Consider the following 16,681-nt stretch of genomic DNA (forward strand, 5'->3'; position numbering starts at 1 on the left):
GCTCCCACATTTGGAATGCGATCCCCTGTGGGAGCGAGCCTGCTCGCGAAGGGACCGGGTCACGCAATATCAATCAGTCCAGATGCGCCCAGGTCATCCTGAACAACGCCCCGCCCCACACCGAGTCGCCAACCTCAACCTGCCCGCCATGGGACTGCGACACCCGCCGCACCAGCGCCAGGCCCAGTCCGAAACCACCGGTGCGCCGATCACGGCTGGCATCCAGTCGGGAAAACGGTTCGAAGATTTTTTCCCGTCCCTCCAGCGGCACACCCGGCCCGTCATCGCTGACCCGCACTTCATAGTCATCGCCATTGCGCAGCAGCGACACCTCGACGCGCTGCTCGGCGTAGCGAATGGCATTACGTAAAAGGTTGATCACCGCGCGCGCCATGAAGCGCGGCTCGATGCTTACGGTGTCGACCTGGCAACCCGCGATCGTCAACTGCACGCCCACTGCTTCGGCCTCAAGCGCCACACTGCCGACAACGCTGTCGAGCCAGTCGGCCGCATGAATATTCTCCCGTTTGATCACTGTCGCGCCGTGTTCAAGGCTGGCGTAGGTCAGCAGCTCCGAGACCATCTCCTCCAGCTCACCGAGGTCGGCATACATGTCGGCGATCAGCTCGCGATTCTGGCTCGCGTCCGGTTGCTGTTTGAGCTGATCGAGCTCAAAAGAAAGCCGCGCAATCGGTGTGCGCAATTCGTGCGACACCGCATTGGTCAGCTCGCGCTGATTGGCGATCAAGCCCTCGATGCGCGCCGCCATCAGATTGAAGTGCTCGGCCAGATCGCGGATGTTTGAGCGCCGCGACAACTGGATGCGCACCGACAGATCGTTGTCGCCGAAACGCTCGGCCGCCAGCCGCAGCTTTTCCAGATCGCGCCAGTGCGGGCGCACCCAGAAAAACAGAACGATGCCGATCAGCACTGCGAGCATCATGTACGCCGCGGTGATGTAGAACGGCATCAGGCTCGGCTCCGGCGGCAGCTTGATGCTGAGCAATTGCGAGCCGCCATCGATGTTGCTGATGAACTGCGTGTAATCGTCGCGGATCACCAACAGGTTCCGCGCGAGCTCGGCTTTTTCCTGCGGTGTCAGGGCCAGTTGATCGGCCTCGACCAGACTCAGCGACAGACCATAGTGCGCGCGCAATGAATCGAGTTTCTGTTCACGCTCGGCCCCTTGGCGGCCTTGCAGATGATCGACCAGCGACCACGCCTGACCGCGCACGGCTTCACGGTTGTAATCCTGCGTCTGGCTGTCGAGCAACGCGTTGAAGGTGTGCTCGACCGTCTGCAACGCCAGCACCAGCCCTACCGTCATCACCAGAAACAGCCCGAGGAACAAACGCAGCATCTACAGCTCCCACGCGAACGGATTGAACAGATAGCCCTTGCCCCACACGGTCTTGATGCACACCGGCTCGCGAGGGTTGTCCTTGAGCTTGTTGCGCAACTTGCTGATGTAGACGTCGACGCTGCGATTGAGGCCGTCGAAAGCGATGCCGCGCATGCGATTGAGAATGTCATCGCGGGAAAGAATCTTGCCTGCCGCGCTGGCGAGCAACCAGAGCAATTCGAACTCCATGGTGGTCAGCTCGATCAGCTCACCGGTCAAGCGCACTTCACGGCAACTGCGGTCGATGCTCAATTGCCCGAACTCAAGAAAACTCACCACGCTGCTGTCCGGCGTCTGCCGCCGTTGCAGCGCCCGTAGCCGCGCAAGCAATACCGGCGGTTTGATCGGTTTGATCACGTAATCGTCAGCGCCGGACTCCAGACCGAGGATGTGATCGAGATCGTCTTCCTTGGCGGTGAGGATCACGATCGGCGTGTCCGAGACACTGCGAATTTCCCGACAAACCTGCAAACCGCTCTGCCCCGGCAACATCAGGTCGAGCACCAGCACTTTCGGCTTGAATTCCAGGAATGCAGCCATGGCGAGATCGCCGCGATGCACCGTGCGCACCTCGTAGCCCTGTTGTTCAAGAAAGTGTGCGATCAGTGCGGCGAGACGCTCATCGTCTTCGACCAGCAGGACTTTGCCGAAACCCAGGTTATCCATAACGATCGTTGCCAAGCCAAACGTGGAAGGGCCGATATTATGCTGGCATTCATCGCACAGGCGATGACGGCAGACAGCAAAAACCGGCCACTTGGGCCGGTTTTCGGTGATGTTTCATACTTTTAAGATTTTTTTACAATCCGACAATGATGTCCGATTGAATTGCGGACCTCTGTAGGAGCTGCCGAAGGCTGCGATATTTTGATTTTCGATTTGTAACAACAAGATCAAAAGATCGCAGCCTGCGGCAGCTCCTACCCGATCATGCGGCGACCGGCACGCCGCTGTGGAAGCGGAACTCCTCGTCCGGCGACTCGATCAGTTCCTGCTCGGCCACACGGACGCGCTCGATCACCTGCGCGACATCCTTGGCATCACCATACTGATAGGCCAGTTTCAGATAACCCTGAAAGTGCCGCGCCTCGCTTTTCAGCAGGCCGAAATAGAACTTGCCCAGCTCTTCATCCAGATGCGGCACCAGTGCTTCGAAGCGTTCGCAACTGCGTGCTTCGATGAACGCGCCAACCACCAGTGTGTCGACCAGTTTCACCGGTTCGTGGCTGCGCACCACTTTGCGCAGGCCCGAGGCGTAACGGCCGGCGTGCAGCTGACGCAGCTCGATCTTGCGCCGTTTCATGATGCGCATGACCTGCTCGTGGTGCACCAGTTCTTCCCGGGCCAGGCGCGACATCATGTTGATCAGGTCGACGTGGGCGTGGTACTTGGCAATCAGGCTCAGCGCCGTGCTGGCAGCCTTGAACTCGCAGTTCTTGTGGTCGATCAGCAGGGTTTCCTGGTCGGCCAATGCCGCCTGGACCCAGGCGTCGGGGGTGCGGCAGCCAAGGAATTCGTGGATTTCGGGAAGGATCATGGGGCTCACGGTAAAAGGTGTTCGAGCGAAGGGCGCCGATTATACCGGCCTGTCCGCAGACCACCAGCGGGGGCTGTTGATATGCATCAAGTCGCAGACGTTCGGGTAGCAACTATAGTTGTGCAACGCCGTGCCTTTTCTTTGCTGGAGACTCCGCTCATGCAAGCCATTCGCAGCATTCTGGTGGTCATCGAACCTGAACATGCAGAAAGCCTGGCGCTCAAACGCGCAAAGCTGATCGCCGGTGTCACTCAGGCCCATCTGCATCTTCTGGTGTGCGACAAGAAGCATGACCACGCCGGCCTGCTCAGTGTGCTCAAGGCGGCGTTGCTAGCCGAAGGGTACAGCGTGACCACCGAACAGGCATGGAACGAGAGCCTGCACGAAACCATCATCGATGTGCAGCAGGCCGAGGGTTGCGGCCTGGTGATCAAACAGCACTTCCCCGACAGCTCGCTGAAAAAAGCCCTGCTGACCCCGGCCGACTGGAAGCTGCTGCGCCACTGCCCTACCCCGGTGCTGCTGGTCAAAACCGCCGGTTCGTGGAAAGACAAAGTGATTCTCGCCGCCGTCGATGTCGGCAATGCCGATGGTGAGCATCGGCATCTGCACAGCACCATCATTGATCACGGCTACGACATCGCCAGTCTGGCCAAGGCGCATCTGCATGTGATCACCGCGCATCCGTCGCCGATGCTCTCGGCGGCAGACCCGACGTTTCAGCTCAAATCGACCATAGAAGCCAAATACCGCGAGCAGTGCCGGGCGTTTCAGGCGGAGTTCGATGTCGATGACGAGCACCTGCACATCGAGGAAGGCCCGGCGGATGTGTTGATCCCGTTCATGGCGCACAAGCTCCAGGCGGCAGTAACGGTAATTGGCACGGTGGCGCGCAGTGGTTTGTCAGGCGCGTTGATCGGCAATACGGCGGAAGCGGTGCTGGATACCCTGGAAAGCGATGTGCTGGTGCTCAAGCCGCAGGAGGTTGAGGATCATCTGGTGGAACTGGCCGTGAAACATTAAGAGCAAAGATCGCAGCCTTAGGCAGCTCCTACAGGTAGAACGCATTCCCATGTAGGAGCTGCCGAAGGCTGCGATCTTTTGCTGTTCAGGCGCCGAAGGCGTCTTTCAGAAAGCCCGGGGCAATGTAACGCTGATAATGCGCTTCCGACAGCAGGAAGAATTCCCGATCAATGGCATCGCGCAGTTCCGGCAGGTTCCAGTCGCGGAATTCCGGCAGCAACACCATCCCGTACGCCTCGAGATTAATGATCACCCGCGCCCCCCGGGCGATCAGCTGATAGGCCCAGCAATATTCCGACTGATGCGGTACGAAGCGGATCTTGCGCTGTTCGAGCTGCTCGCGCAGGCGCGCCGGATCGAAGATCTCGACTTTGCTCGCCATCACTTGTGACAGCAATTGCTCCAGACGCAGCCACACCGCGCGCTTTTCCTCCTCGTTGTATCCGTTCCAATGGATCACTTCGTGATGGAAACGCTTGCAGCCACGGCACACCAGGTCACCGTAAACGGTGGAGCAGAGGCCGACGCAGGGGGTCTTGATGGTCTGATTGGGCATAAATGGGCAGAACACTGAAACGCGGAACAGGCCGGCATGTTAGCCCTTTGTCGGGCATTGATCACCCCTCAAACAGCAAGGTCTCGCCGGCGTCGCAGGTTTGCTCCGGCCACGCTGATTGCCACGAAAGTCCAATAGAGCGCGACTTACCTTTAAATTTTTTTTGCCGTAGAATCAGCCAGCCTTTTAAGGCGCCAATGTCCGTTAGAAGCTGTTTTCAAAGCGTCACGAGCACAGTCGTTCCTTCAGAGCGGTGTTGGCGAAGGGTTTTTCCAGCGGGGAAAAGCCCAACGCCAACCCTCATCAGCTCCCCGTTCTGCAGGCGTAAAACTTTGAAAGCAGCTTCTGTAAGGAATTGCCGGTAATTCTGGCCGAACGACCCACAACGTCGTGAGGCGCATGAGTACGGCAATTTCGGGATGAGCGTCCCGGACACCCATTTGGGACCACTGATGAGGGTAATAACTGTGCTTGAAGCCTACCGCAAACATATCGAAGAGCGTGCAGCCCTGGGTATCGTTCCCCAGCCGCTTAACGCCGAACAAACAGCAGGCCTGATCGAGCTGCTGAAGAACCCTCCGGCTGGCGAAGAAGCTTTCCTCGTTGACCTGATCACCAATCGCGTACCGCCTGGAGTGGACGAAGCCGCCTACGTCAAGGCCGGTTTCCTGTCTGCCCTGGCCAAGGGCGAAGCCACCTCCCCTCTGCTGGACAAGAAACGCGCTGTAGAACTGCTCGGCACCATGCAGGGCGGCTACAACATCGTCACCCTCGTTGAACTGCTGGACGACGCCGAGCTGGCGCCAGTCGCCGCCGAAGAACTCAAGCACACCCTGCTGATGTTCGACGCCTTCCACGACGTCGCCGAAAAAGCCAAGAACGGCAACGTTCACGCCAAGGCCGTGCTGCAATCCTGGGCTGACGGCGAGTGGTTCAAGAAGCGCCCGGTGCTGGCCGACAAGATCAGCCTGCGCGTATTCAAGGTCACCGGCGAAACCAACACCGACGACCTCTCCCCTGCGCCAGACGCCTGGTCGCGTCCTGATATCCCGCTGCACGCCCTGGCCATGCTGAAAATGGCCCGTGACGGCATCGTTCCGGACGAGCAAGGCAAGACCGGCCCGATGAAGCAGATCGAAGAAATGCGCGGCCAGGGCTTCCCGATCGCCTACGTCGGTGACGTGGTCGGTACCGGTTCCTCGCGTAAATCGGCCACCAACTCGGTGCTGTGGTTCTTCGGCGACGACATCCCGTACGTGCCGAACAAGCGCGCTGGCGGTTTCTGCTTCGGCAGCAAGATCGCTCCGATCTTCTACAACACCATGGAAGATGCCGGCGCCCTGCCGATCGAGTTCGACGTGTCGAACATGAACATGGGCGACGTGATCGATCTGTACCCGCACGCTGGCAAAGTCTGCAAGCACGGTACCGACGAAGTCATCACCACTTTCGAAATGAAAACCCCGGTGCTGCTGGACGAAGTCCGTGCCGGCGGTCGTATCCCGCTGATCATCGGCCGTGGCCTGACCGAGAAGGCTCGCGCCGAATTGGGTCTGCCGCCGTTCGACCTGTTCAAGAAGCCGGAAGCTCCGGCTGAAAGCACCAAGGGTTTCACCCTGGCGCAGAAAATGGTCGGCAAGGCCTGCGGTCTGGCAGAAGGCCAGGGCGTGCGTCCTGGCACCTACTGCGAACCGAAGATGACCACCGTGGGTTCTCAGGACACCACCGGTCCCATGACCCGTGACGAACTGAAAGACCTGGCGTGCCTGGGCTTCTCCGCTGATCTGGTGATGCAGTCGTTCTGCCACACCGCGGCTTATCCAAAGCCGATCGACGTGACCACCCACCACACCCTGCCTGACTTCATCATGACCCGCGGCGGCGTTTCCCTGCGTCCGGGCGACGGCATCATCCACTCGTGGCTGAACCGCATGCTGCTGCCGGACACCGTCGGTACCGGTGGTGACTCGCACACCCGTTTCCCGATGGGCATCTCGTTCCCGGCCGGTTCCGGTCTGGTCGCGTTCGCCGCTGCCACTGGCGTCATGCCGCTGGACATGCCGGAATCGATCCTGGTGCGCTTCAAAGGCAAGATGAAACCTGGCATCACCCTGCGTGACCTGGTTCATGCCATTCCGTACTTCGCTATCCAGAACGGTCTGCTGACCGTCGAGAAGAAAGGCAAGAAAAACGCCTTCTCCGGCCGCATCCTGGAAATCGAAGGTCTGGAAGGTCTGACCCTGGAGCAGGCGTTCGAACTGTCCGACGCCTCGGCCGAACGCTCGGCTGCCGGTTGCACCATCAAGCTGTCGAAAGAGTCGATCACCGAGTACCTGCAGTCCAACATCACCCTGCTGCGCTGGATGATCGGCGAAGGCTACGGCGATGCGCGTACCCTGGAACGTCGTGCTCAAGCGATGGAAGCCTGGATCGCCAATCCTGAGCTGATGGAAGCCGATGCCGACGCCGAATACGCCGAAGTCATCGAAATCGATCTGGCCGAGATCAACGAGCCTGTGCTCTGCGCGCCGAACGATCCGGACGACGCCCGTCTGTTGTCCAGCGTTGCTGGCGAGAAGATCGACGAAGTGTTCATCGGTTCGTGCATGACCAACATCGGTCACTTCCGCGCTGCCGGTAAACTGCTGGATCAGGTCAAGGGTCAGCTGCCAACCCGTCTGTGGCTGTCGCCGCCGACCAAGATGGACGCTCACCAACTGACCGAAGAAGGCTACTACGGCATCTACGGCAAGGCTGGCGCTCGCATGGAAATGCCAGGCTGCTCGCTGTGCATGGGTAACCAGGCACGCGTTGAGCCGAACAGCACCGTGGTCTCGACGTCGACCCGTAACTTCCCGAACCGTCTGGGCGACGGCGCGAACGTCTACCTGGCCTCGGCCGAGCTGGCGTCCGTTGCTTCGATCCTGGGTCGCCTGCCGACCGTCGAGGAGTACATGGAATACGCTGGCAAGATCGACAGCATGGCGGCCGATGTCTACCGCTACCTGTCCTTCGACCAGATCGCCGAGTTCCGTGAAGCTGCTGCGAACGCCAAGATCCCGGTCGTTCAAGCCTAACGCTGCAAGGCCATAAAAAACGCCGCCCATCGTGAGATGAGCGGCGTTTTTTTATGCCTGCCGGGCAAGCATTCTGATCGTTCCCACGCTCTGCGTTGGAACGCAGCCCCGGACGCTCTGCGTCCCCAAGCGTGACGCAGAGCGTCACAAGAGGCATTCCCACGCAGAGCGTGGGAACGATCAGTCATCAGTGACAGGTCAGACAGCCAGCTTGTAAACCAGCGCCGAAATCGCCACCAGACCCACCGCCGTAACAAACACGTTCGACGCCTGCCCGCGATAGCGCGCCATCGCTGGCACCTTGCGAATCGCGTACATCGGCATCAGGAACAGAATCGCCGCAATCACCGGCCCACCGACCGTTTCGATCATGCCCAGGATGCTCGGATCAAGCGTTGCGACGATCCAGCAGATCACCAGCATGAACGCCGCCACGATGCGATCCAGCGCCTTGGCGCCCGGACGTTTGCCGCTCTTGACGATCAGGCCCTTGAGGCCTTCGCTGGCCCCGATGTAATGACCGAGGAACGACTTGGAGATCGCCACAAACGCAATCAACGGCGCCGCAAACTCGATGGTCGGGTTGCTGAAGTGGTTGGCCAGGTACGACAGGATCGACAGATTCTGCTCTTTTGCCTCAGCCAGTTGCTCTGGCGACAGGGTCAGCACGCAACTGAATACGAAGAACAGCACCAAAATGACCATCAATGCATGAGCGCGCGCGAGGATCTGCGAGCTGCGCTCGTCAGCATGCACACCGTAACGACGCTTCTGATCCATCGCGAACGCCGAGATAATCGGCGAATGGTTGAACGAGAACACCATCACCGTAATCGCCAGCCACAGCGTGTGCAGCAGCGCTGACGGCGCCGGCACTTGCGAGGCGGTGGCGAGGATGCCGCCGTTCCAGTGCGGAATCAGGTACACGGCAAGGAACAGCAGCGCAACGATGAACGGATAGACCATCAGGCTCATGGCCTTGACGATCGCCTGCTCACCGCAACGAACCACGGCCAGCAGGCCGAGAATCAGCACGAACGACAGCAATGCGCGCGGTGGCGGCGTGATGTGCAGTTGGTGTTCGAGGAAACTGGCGACCGTGTTGGTCAGGCCGACGCTGTAGATCAGCAGGATCGGGAAGATGGCAAAGAAGTACAGCAGCGTGATCAAGGCACCGGCCTTGATACCGAAATGCTGCTCGACCACTTCGGTGATATCGGCGCCTTCGCGACCGGACAGGACAAAACGGGTCAGGCCACGGTGCGCGTAAAACGTCATCGGGAATGCCAAAAGCGCGAGGATCACCAGCGGCCAGAAGCCACCCAATCCTGCGTTGATCGGCAAAAACAGGGTGCCGGCGCCAATGGCCGTCCCAAACAGTCCCAGCATCCAGGTGGTGTCCTGGCGATTCCAGCTCGAAAGTTCAGCGGGTGCTGCTGAGTCGAAGCGCTTTTCGAGGCTATTGGCCTGATCATTCATCCGGTCGGATCTCCGCATTCCGGTCACTTGCCACTCGGTCAGGACGCGTCGGAAAAAACCGACAGACATGCTCCGGCCGAAACAGGGGCGCGATTCTCCGCGATAAATCAATGCAAGCAAAGACTTAGCTGAGGAATGGTTGTGCGGAGCAGATCCAAGGATGGTCGTTTATGGAAAAAACAAGGTCGTTTATGGATACGTCAGATGCCGCAAACGGATACGTTTTGCACCCACCCATGCGTCATCGAATGCGCCTAGAGCGATATGCCGAGCATGAAACCCAATAAAACGCAGTACAGCCCGAAGCCGAAAAGCAACCAGAGCTTGCCATTTTCGCGCTTGTCTCTATTGCGCACCGCTTCGTCATATTCTGCGAACTCTCGCTCAATTTGCTCCAGTCGTGCCTTACGGTCATATGTGCTCATACTGATTAACCTTTGAATAATGCGCCTGACGGTCGTGAAGCATGAAGACTCACAACTTGAAGAAAAACCCTGCCACTGCGGTGATTGCAGTCAAGACTCCACCAAACACTGCAATTGGATAGAGCTTCGTCTCCCTTGATAACTTTTTCTCTTCAGCCTGAAGCTTTTTCCATTCAGCCACGAGTTTCCTTGATTCGTTTTCCAGCCTGTCTAGCTCCAGATTTTCGCGATCGTTATGGAACATTTGCCCTCCTTGGCTGCTGGCGGATCGGTGTCAGCATTTGCATGCACATCGACGGCTATCGTCATGCCCTTATCATCAAACTGTTCCATTCACGCTGACCAGCAGACGCATCTGCCATCCCCGTAGGCAAAATCCGCGATTCACGTAAGCCTCCTCATACGAGTGGTCCGCAATATTCCAGACCAACTACCTGCCAGAACTCCGCCATTGATCTAGCGTGAGAGAAGCCATAACCCAAGGAGCCTCCCATGCCACTGGTCCGCGTCGACATCCAGCAAAACCCAGACCCCACTTTCGCCAGGCGCATCGGCGAACAGATCTACGCCGCCCTGCGCACCTGTATCGATGTGCCCGAGCACGACAACTTCCAGATTCTCAACGAGCACGACGGCCAGCACTTCGTGTACGACCCGCAATACCTCGGCATCGAGCGCAGCGACGGCGTGGTGTTCATCCAGATCACCATCAGCGAAGGGCGCAGCGTGGAAAAGAAACAATTGCTGTTCAAGACCATTGCCGAGAGCCTGCATGCGCAACTGGGTATTCGCCTGGAGGATGTGTTCATCAATCTGCTGGAGGTAAAGAAAGAGAACTGGTCGTTTGGCAACGGCATTGCGCAATACCTCAGCTGATTCGCAGCGTCCATGCCTGCGTGCTTGCTTGTTCCACGAACCCGTCCAGAATCAAAGCACCACTGCGCGAATGCAACGATTGCCAAGCCGCTGCGGATTCAGCACTCTGAGTCGACTTTCGCGACCCACCCGCCGCCAATCACAGGAGCCGCGCAATGCCCGCAACCGTTCTGGTACTGGTTGAAACGATCAATGACTATCTGCCGATTCTTGAGCATCAGGGATTCCACCTGATCCTCGCACCAACGCCAGCCGAACGTGCGCAAGCCATCGCCACCCATGGCAGTCGCATCGATGCCGTGCTCACTCGCGGCCCGCTGGGTCTGACCGCGCAAGAGATCAGCGCCCTGCCCGCCTTGAAAATCATCACGGTGATCGGCGCCGGTTACGAACAGGTCGATCTGCAAGCGGCCAGTGACCGTGGGATCACCGTCACCAATGGCGCCGGAGTCAACGCCTCGTCAGTGGCCGATCATGCGATGGCGTTGCTGCTGGCATTGGTCCGCGATATCCCGCGCTGCGATGCAGCCGTGCGCCGCGGTGAATGGCCGAAAATCATGCGCCCGTCGCTGGCCGGCAAGCGTCTGGGCATCCTCGGACTGGGCGCGGTGGGCATGGCGATTGCCAAGCGTGCGGAGCTGGGTTTCGACATGCAGATCAGCTACCACAACCGCCAGGTGCGCAGCGAAGTCGCTTATGCGTTCTGCTCGACACCCACCGATCTTGCGCGAGCCTCGGACTTCCTGGTCGTTGCCACGCCCGGCGGCATTGGTACGCAACATCTGGTGACGCGAGCAGTGCTCGATGCGCTCGGCCCCAAGGGTTTTATCGTCAACATCGCCCGCGCCAGCGTTATCGCAACGGCAGACCTGATCACCGCACTTGAGCAACGTCGTATCGCCGGCGCTGCACTGGACGTGTTCGATCACGAACCGGAAGTGCCTGATGCCCTGAAACACCTCAGCAACGTTGTGCTGACTCCCCACGTCGCTGGGCTTTCCCCCGAAGCCACGCAAGGCACCGTTGAACTGGTGGGGAAAAACCTGATGGCGTTTTTCTCCGGGCAACCGGTGCTGACTCCCGTCGCCCTGCCGCCCAAGTTGAACAACCAGCGCGTGCATTAACGCGCGTGGCATCGTCGAACCGCGCCGATCTTTGCCCCATTCTCAAAGTTGATTATCCAGCAACACGCTAACCTATAAGACCGACCCGCGCTTGTGAGCACCCGAGCGCGCCATTAGATTAGCCAATGATGTCTGGCCTCCAAAATAAGCAGAAGGGATAAGCATGGCGCTTACTGACCAGTCCACCCGGATCCGTGCAGGCGAAGAACTTGATGCCAGCCTGATCGATCCGTACCTCAAGGCGCACATTCCCGGCCTGACCGGCACGCCGCAGATCAGCCAGTTTCCTGGCGGCGCGTCGAACCTGACCTACCTGCTGGAATACCCCGAGCAAGAGTTCGTTCTGCGCCGTCCGCCGTTTGGCCACAAAGCCAAATCCGCCCACGACATGGGCCGTGAGTTCCGCATTCTCAACCAACTGCGCGACGGCTTTCCGTATTGCCCGAAGGCCTACGTGCATTGCACCGACGAAGCCGTTATCGGCGCCGAGTTCTATGTGATGGAACGGGTCAAGGGCATCATCCTGCGCGCTGAACTGCCGCCGGAGCTGGGCCTCGATTCGGCGAAAACCGAAGCGCTGTGCAAAAGCTTCATCGACCGTTTCGTCGAACTGCATCGGGTCGATTACAACGCCTGCGGCCTCGGCGATCTGGGCAAGCCTGAAGGCTACGTCGCCCGGCAGATCAAGGGCTGGAGCGAGCGTTACGAAAAAGCCCTGACCCCGGACGCGCCGCACTGGAAAGCGGTCAAAGCCTGGCTCAACGACAAGATGCCGGCCGACCACCCGACGTCGAGCATCGTCCACAACGACTACCGCTTCGACAACGTCATCCTCGACCCGGCCAATCCGATGCAAATTATCGGCGTGCTCGACTGGGAACTGACCACCCTCGGCGACCCGCTGATGGATTTGGGCAACACCCTCGCCTACTGGATCGAAGCCGGCGACCCGGCACCGGTGCAACTGATGCGCCGCCAGCCAAGCCACGCGCCGGGCATGCTGACCCGCCGCGAATTCGTCGACTACTACGCCGAGCGCTCGGGCATCCGCATCGACAATTTCGATTTCTACTACACCTACGGCCTGTTCCGCCTGGCCGGCATCGTGCAGCAGATCTACTACCGCTTCTACCATGGCCAGACGCAGGACAAACGCTTCGCGCAGTTCATTCACATGAACAAACTGCTGGAGCAGATGAGCCTGCAGGTCATTCAGAAATCCAGCCTCTGATCCGGGCCAATAACAAGACTTTCAACAAGGGAAACCCATGTCCAAGACTCAGTTGTTCGACCTCGACGGCAAAATCGCTTTCGTCTCCGGCGCCAGCCGTGGCATCGGTGAAGCCATCGCCAAACTGCTGGCCCAGCAAGGCGCCCACGTGATCGTCTCGAGCCGCAAGCTCGAAGGCTGCCAACACGTCGCCGACGCCATCATCGCCGCCGGCGGCAAGGCGACAGCCGTGGCCTGCCACATCGGTGAGATGGAGCAGATCAGCCAGGTCTTCGCCGGGATCAAGGAACAATTCGGCCGCCTCGACATCCTGGTCAACAACGCCGCGACCAACCCGCAATTCTGCAACGTGCTGGACACCGATCTGGGGGCGTTCCAGAAGACCGTCGATGTGAACATTCGCGGCTACTTCTTCATGTCGGTCGAAGCCGGCAAGCTCATGCGCGAAAACGGTGGCGGCAGCATCATCAACGTCGCGTCGATCAACGGCATCTCGCCGGGCATCTTCCAAGGCATCTATTCGGTAACCAAAGCGGCGGTCATCAACATGACCAAAGTCTTCGCCAAGGAATGCGCGCAATTCGGCATCCGCTGCAACGCCCTGCTCCCCGGCCTGACCGACACCAAATTCGCCTCGGCGCTGGTCAAGAACGACGCGATTCTGAAACAGGCACTGACCCAGATCCCGCTCAAACGCGTAGCCGATCCAAGCGAAATGGCCGGCGCGGTGTTGTACCTGGCCAGCGATGCGTCGAGCTACACCACTGGCGTGGCGCTGAATGTGGATGGCGGATTCCTGTCCTGATTTCCAGGGCAAATTGCTAACCCGTGTGGGAGCGAGCCTGCTCGCGAAGGCGTTGTGTCAGTCAGCTATGTTTTGACTGATACCACGCATTCGCGAGCAGGCTCGCTCCCACAGGGGCGGTGCCGAAATCCAGAACTCCTGCATCCGCGGGATTGGCCGGCTTATTGGGTTATGCAACGCGTAGTGGTGATGTGGCGCGTCACCTGCCCATCCACATACACATCCCCGGCAACCTCAGTATTTTCCAGCACCTCACACCGACGTTCCGGCGGTGGCGGCGGCGCGACAGGCGCAGGGGGTGGAGGACTGGCACAACCGGCCAACAGCACAGCAAGAAAAGCCAACGGCAATACGCGTTTCCCAGGATTATTCATAGGACGACCCGCGGTAAAGAGAGACAAACTCCCGCAACCCAACCGGCCGCGGAAGACCTGACCACTCATTCTTTATAGCTGAGCGCCTTGTTAGCGCCAGTGGATTGGGGTGATTGGGTGGGATTGGCTGTCGGTTTTGCGGGGATTGTCCGGCAGAGGGCTGGATTGGGATGATGGTTGTCGGCGAGGGCCTCATCGCGAGCAGGCTCACTCCCACAGGTTTGATCGAGTGAGTTCAGTAACAACCAGGTCGGCTGTCAGGCCGCCTTCGCGAGCAGGCTCGCTCCCACAGAAAATCAAAATCAAAATCAAAAGATCGCAGCCTTCGGCAGCTCCTACACACGATGAGCGTTAGCTCGAGTACCGCTTTTGATCTTGGAGCCCGTCGGCAGGCTGAGTGGAGGGATTGATCCGGGCGTGGGAGCGCAGCGACCGTACGACGCAGTCGTACACAGCGAGTGTAGGTGCAGCGAAGCAAACCGGAGCCGCTGCGCCAGGATCGATCCCGCAGCGAAGGAACCCCGAGCCTAAGCGAGCGGGCCGAACGTCAGGGCGAAGACCTTTTGGTTCCTTTTGGGGCGTTTGCCAAAAGGGACTCGCCGTAAGGGCGAAACCGCCAGCCGCAACACCCAAAAAAACGGATATACACCCAAAATCCCCAGAGCATGGCCGGCCCAAAGGCCGCCAAGACCCAAAGCGCGCTTAAGCCAAATCCGGATCCCGCGAAGAACGCAAGGAATTGCTCTCAAGCTCATACCGCAACTCCCCCACCAACGCCTCGACCGCCCCGGGCGTACGCAGCGCAGCCAGATCCAGCCCACTGATCACCAGATCCACCTGCCCCGAATCCCGGTGATACAACTTGACCGTCAGCGAATGATCACCATCCACCGAACACTCACAAGCCAGCGGCGCAAAACTGTGCTCGAGCCGAGCGCGCAACTGCGCAAGATTCATCATTGACGTTGTTCCTATGACTGTTTCAAAAGGGGCACGATCGCAGGCCCGAAATGGCCCACACCGCACCCCACCAGCCTAAGAACACAACGTCTTGGCCAATACATGAATTTGCACCCTTGTAACTAGTGCATTTGCACCCCTCAGCGCTGGCCCTTGGTGCCCCACTCCCCCGAAAACAAACCGCGCTCTCGAGCCCAGACGATCGCCTCGCTGCGGCTATGCACATCGATTTTCGAGTACACGGTGGCCACATGATTGCGCACGGTATTGGGCGCCAGCTTCAACCGCGCAGCGATCTCCTTGTCTGCCAGACCTTCACAGATCAAGCCTAGGACATCGCGCTCACGGGCCGTCAGGTCAGTGAATGAGGCACTGGGCAGCTGCGGCGAGTTGATCTTCTTCACGTTGGCCAGCTTCTCGATCAGCGTTCGGCTGAACCACGACGCATCCTTCATCACCTCTTCGATCGCCGCGACCAGCTCAAGCTCAGTGCGCTTGCGCTCGGTCATGTCCATCAACACCAGCAGATAGCAGGACGTGTCGTGAATGTTCACGGTGTCAGCCGAGACCGCACACTCCAGCAACTCCTCGTCCTTCTTGCGCACGGGCACGTCGACCCGATCGACCCGACCGTTCTTCGCCAGCGCCGACAGCAGGCGCGTGCGCGCGCTGTCATCGTGGATGAAGCTCAGCTGCGTCACGGTTTTGCCGAGTACATCATCGCTGTCATAGGCCAGGGTATCGAGGAACGCCTGATTGACATCGATGACCTCCTGCTTGTCAGCGGTGCAGATCAAAATCGGTACCGGAGTCAGACGAAAAGCCTTGGCAAAGCGCTCCTCGCTCTGACGCAAGGCCACTTCGACCCGGCGCCGAGGCTCCATGTCGACGAAGGAGAACAGCATGCAATTCTCGTCATTGAGCAGCAGCGGCTGACCGGCAACGATCACCTGTTTACTGCCACCGTCGGGAAGGCGCAACTCCGCCTGCATTTGCGGAATGGTCGCGACATCGCGCAAACGCTGAACAGCCAGATCGCGCTGATCCGCCTGCTCGAAGATATCGATTTCGTAAGCCGAAGTGCCGATCACCTGATCGCGGGTATAGCCGGTCATTTCCAGAAAGCCCGGGTTGACCTTGATGTAGCGCAAATCGCTGAGTCGGCAGATCACTGCCGGTGCAGGGTTGGCATTGAAGGTTTTTTCGAAACGCAGCTCAGCGTTGGCCCAATCGGTGACGTCGCTCATGATCAGCACCAGCGACTCGGGCTGGCCGACGCGGTCGGTCAGCACCATGCTGCGCACGCTGTGCACCCAGACCCGCTCCGGGTCGTCCACGGACGAGACTTCGATCAGCACATCATTGAACGCCTCGCAGCGCGCAACGCGGCTGATCGGGTAGTTGTCCGGCGGCAAGACATGATTGTTGCGATAGCGCAGCGTAAAGCGTTTGGCGTACTCGTCGGCGTTGCTGCCCAGATCACCGATGGTGCTGACACCGTGCATGGTCAGCGCCGCTTCGTTGGCCCAGAGAATGCTTTTGTCGAGTTCCAGCAGAATCACCCCGTCCGACAGCCCGGCGATGATCTGCTGCAACTGGCGACGGTTGGTTTCGGTGGTCAGGACTTCCTGGCTCATTGGATCTCCACACTGTGATGCGGCTAGGTGAAGAGTACGACCGCAGCGGATCGGGATCGTGCCACAACCCCAAAATCGCCAAAAAACCCCTGTGGGAGCGAGCCTGCTCGCGAAAGCGCTGGGTCAGACAGACCATTCGGTGACTGACCCGGCGCATTCGCGAGCACGCTCGCTC

15 protein-coding genes are annotated in these 16,681 nt (G+C 59.3%); 6 read left to right on the forward strand and 9 right to left on the reverse strand.

Annotation, left to right across the window (positions count from 1 at the left end):
• Window positions 1-73: 73 nt before the first annotated feature.
• From NF676_RS15995 to NF676_RS16005, 3 genes are all read right to left on the reverse strand, one after another.
• A complete protein-coding gene (locus NF676_RS15995) occupies window positions 74-1,360 on the reverse strand; it encodes an ATP-binding protein (protein WP_095180248.1) in 1,287 nt (428 codons plus the stop codon).
• The gene (locus tag NF676_RS16000; protein WP_252886374.1) at window positions 1,361-2,068 is read right to left on the reverse strand and encodes a response regulator; all 708 of its coding nucleotides are present in this window, start codon (window positions 2,066-2,068) and stop codon (window positions 1,361-1,363) included. It abuts the gene before it with no gap.
• 262 nt (window positions 2,069-2,330) lie between these two features.
• Complete coding sequence (locus tag NF676_RS16005) at window positions 2,331-2,939, reverse strand: MiaE family protein (RefSeq protein WP_056789213.1); 609 nt, start codon at window positions 2,937-2,939, stop codon at window positions 2,331-2,333.
• A 159-nt stretch (window positions 2,940-3,098) separates the two neighbouring features.
• On the opposite strand from NF676_RS16005, the gene NF676_RS16010 reads away from it, so the two are divergent.
• Window positions 3,099-3,962, forward strand: coding sequence for a universal stress protein (locus NF676_RS16010; RefSeq protein WP_041480840.1), 864 nt, complete (start codon window positions 3,099-3,101; stop codon window positions 3,960-3,962).
• 85 nt (window positions 3,963-4,047) lie between these two features.
• Here NF676_RS16010 and NF676_RS16015 read toward each other — a convergent pair whose 3' ends face one another.
• Window positions 4,048-4,518: a DUF1289 domain-containing protein gene (locus NF676_RS16015; RefSeq protein WP_024013275.1), complete on the reverse strand. Its 471-nt coding sequence runs from the start codon at window positions 4,516-4,518 to the stop codon at window positions 4,048-4,050.
• A 467-nt stretch (window positions 4,519-4,985) separates the two neighbouring features.
• On the opposite strand from NF676_RS16015, the gene acnB reads away from it, so the two are divergent.
• A complete protein-coding gene (acnB, locus tag NF676_RS16020; RefSeq protein WP_039763151.1) occupies window positions 4,986-7,595 on the forward strand; it encodes a bifunctional aconitate hydratase 2/2-methylisocitrate dehydratase in 2,610 nt (869 codons plus the stop codon).
• Window positions 7,596-7,793: 198 nt separating this feature from the next.
• Here the strand turns inward: acnB and NF676_RS16025 are convergent, their stop codons facing one another.
• The 3 genes from NF676_RS16025 to NF676_RS16035 form a co-directional block, all read right to left on the reverse strand.
• Window positions 7,794-9,074 carry an HAAAP family serine/threonine permease gene (locus tag NF676_RS16025; RefSeq protein WP_252886375.1) on the reverse strand — a complete coding sequence of 427 codons (1,281 nt, stop codon included), beginning with the start codon at window positions 9,072-9,074 and terminating at the stop codon, window positions 7,794-7,796.
• 254 nt (window positions 9,075-9,328) lie between these two features.
• Window positions 9,329-9,499: a hypothetical protein gene (locus tag NF676_RS16030; protein ID WP_163032915.1), complete on the reverse strand. Its 171-nt coding sequence runs from the start codon at window positions 9,497-9,499 to the stop codon at window positions 9,329-9,331.
• 49 nt (window positions 9,500-9,548) lie between these two features.
• Complete coding sequence (locus NF676_RS16035) at window positions 9,549-9,743, reverse strand: FtsB/FtsL family cell division protein (protein ID WP_056789207.1); 195 nt, start codon at window positions 9,741-9,743, stop codon at window positions 9,549-9,551.
• A 248-nt stretch (window positions 9,744-9,991) separates the two neighbouring features.
• On the opposite strand from NF676_RS16035, the gene NF676_RS16040 reads away from it, so the two are divergent.
• The 4 genes from NF676_RS16040 (at window position 9,992) to NF676_RS16055 (ending at window position 13,535) form a co-directional block, all read left to right on the forward strand.
• On the forward strand, window positions 9,992-10,375 hold the full coding sequence (locus tag NF676_RS16040; RefSeq protein ID WP_056789204.1) for a tautomerase family protein: 384 nt from the start codon (window positions 9,992-9,994) through the stop codon (window positions 10,373-10,375).
• Between the two features lie 155 nt (window positions 10,376-10,530).
• Window positions 10,531-11,499: a 2-hydroxyacid dehydrogenase gene (locus NF676_RS16045; RefSeq protein ID WP_056789197.1), complete on the forward strand. Its 969-nt coding sequence runs from the start codon at window positions 10,531-10,533 to the stop codon at window positions 11,497-11,499.
• A 163-nt stretch (window positions 11,500-11,662) separates the two neighbouring features.
• The gene (locus NF676_RS16050) at window positions 11,663-12,730 is read left to right on the forward strand and encodes a phosphotransferase family protein (protein ID WP_056789195.1); all 1,068 of its coding nucleotides are present in this window, start codon (window positions 11,663-11,665) and stop codon (window positions 12,728-12,730) included.
• Window positions 12,731-12,767: 37 nt separating this feature from the next.
• A complete protein-coding gene (locus NF676_RS16055) occupies window positions 12,768-13,535 on the forward strand; it encodes an SDR family oxidoreductase (protein ID WP_041480848.1) in 768 nt (255 codons plus the stop codon).
• Between the two features lie 1,076 nt (window positions 13,536-14,611).
• On the opposite strand, the gene NF676_RS16060 is transcribed toward NF676_RS16055, so the two are convergent.
• Window positions 14,612-14,869, reverse strand: a complete 258-nt coding sequence (locus NF676_RS16060) for a DUF1652 domain-containing protein (RefSeq protein ID WP_150635024.1) — start codon at window positions 14,867-14,869, stop codon at window positions 14,612-14,614.
• Between the two features lie 140 nt (window positions 14,870-15,009).
• Complete coding sequence (locus NF676_RS16065; protein WP_252886376.1) at window positions 15,010-16,506, reverse strand: helix-turn-helix transcriptional regulator; 1,497 nt, start codon at window positions 16,504-16,506, stop codon at window positions 15,010-15,012.
• Window positions 16,507-16,681 lie beyond the last annotated feature (175 nt).

Origin of the sequence: Pseudomonas siliginis (genome assembly GCF_024072275.1) — a bacterium.
Lineage (GTDB): Bacteria > Pseudomonadota > Gammaproteobacteria > Pseudomonadales > Pseudomonadaceae > Aquipseudomonas > Aquipseudomonas siliginis.

Excerpts from the sequence above, each read along its gene's own strand:
- NF676_RS16040 (WP_056789204.1), top strand. The coding sequence starts at position 9,992 with ATGCCACTGGTCCGCGTCGACATCCAGCAAAACCCAGACCCCACTTTC.
- NF676_RS16060 (WP_150635024.1), bottom strand. The coding sequence starts at position 14,869 with ATGATGAATCTTGCGCAGTTGCGCGCTCGGCTCGAGCACAGTTTTGCG.
- NF676_RS16045 (WP_056789197.1), top strand. The coding sequence starts at position 10,531 with ATGCCCGCAACCGTTCTGGTACTGGTTGAAACGATCAATGACTATCTG.
- NF676_RS16030 (WP_163032915.1), bottom strand. The coding sequence starts at position 9,499 with ATGAGCACATATGACCGTAAGGCACGACTGGAGCAAATTGAGCGAGAG.
- NF676_RS16000 (WP_252886374.1), bottom strand. The coding sequence starts at position 2,068 with ATGGATAACCTGGGTTTCGGCAAAGTCCTGCTGGTCGAAGACGATGAG.
- NF676_RS16015 (WP_024013275.1), bottom strand. The coding sequence starts at position 4,518 with ATGCCCAATCAGACCATCAAGACCCCCTGCGTCGGCCTCTGCTCCACC.
- NF676_RS16005 (WP_056789213.1), bottom strand. The coding sequence starts at position 2,939 with ATGATCCTTCCCGAAATCCACGAATTCCTTGGCTGCCGCACCCCCGAC.
- NF676_RS16050 (WP_056789195.1), top strand. The coding sequence starts at position 11,663 with ATGGCGCTTACTGACCAGTCCACCCGGATCCGTGCAGGCGAAGAACTT.
- NF676_RS16025 (WP_252886375.1), bottom strand. The coding sequence starts at position 9,074 with ATGAATGATCAGGCCAATAGCCTCGAAAAGCGCTTCGACTCAGCAGCA.
- NF676_RS16055 (WP_041480848.1), top strand. The coding sequence starts at position 12,768 with ATGTCCAAGACTCAGTTGTTCGACCTCGACGGCAAAATCGCTTTCGTC.
- NF676_RS16010 (WP_041480840.1), top strand. The coding sequence starts at position 3,099 with ATGCAAGCCATTCGCAGCATTCTGGTGGTCATCGAACCTGAACATGCA.
- NF676_RS16035 (WP_056789207.1), bottom strand. The coding sequence starts at position 9,743 with ATGTTCCATAACGATCGCGAAAATCTGGAGCTAGACAGGCTGGAAAAC.
- NF676_RS16065 (WP_252886376.1), bottom strand. The coding sequence starts at position 16,506 with ATGAGCCAGGAAGTCCTGACCACCGAAACCAACCGTCGCCAGTTGCAG.
- NF676_RS15995 (WP_095180248.1), bottom strand. The coding sequence starts at position 1,360 with ATGCTGCGTTTGTTCCTCGGGCTGTTTCTGGTGATGACGGTAGGGCTG.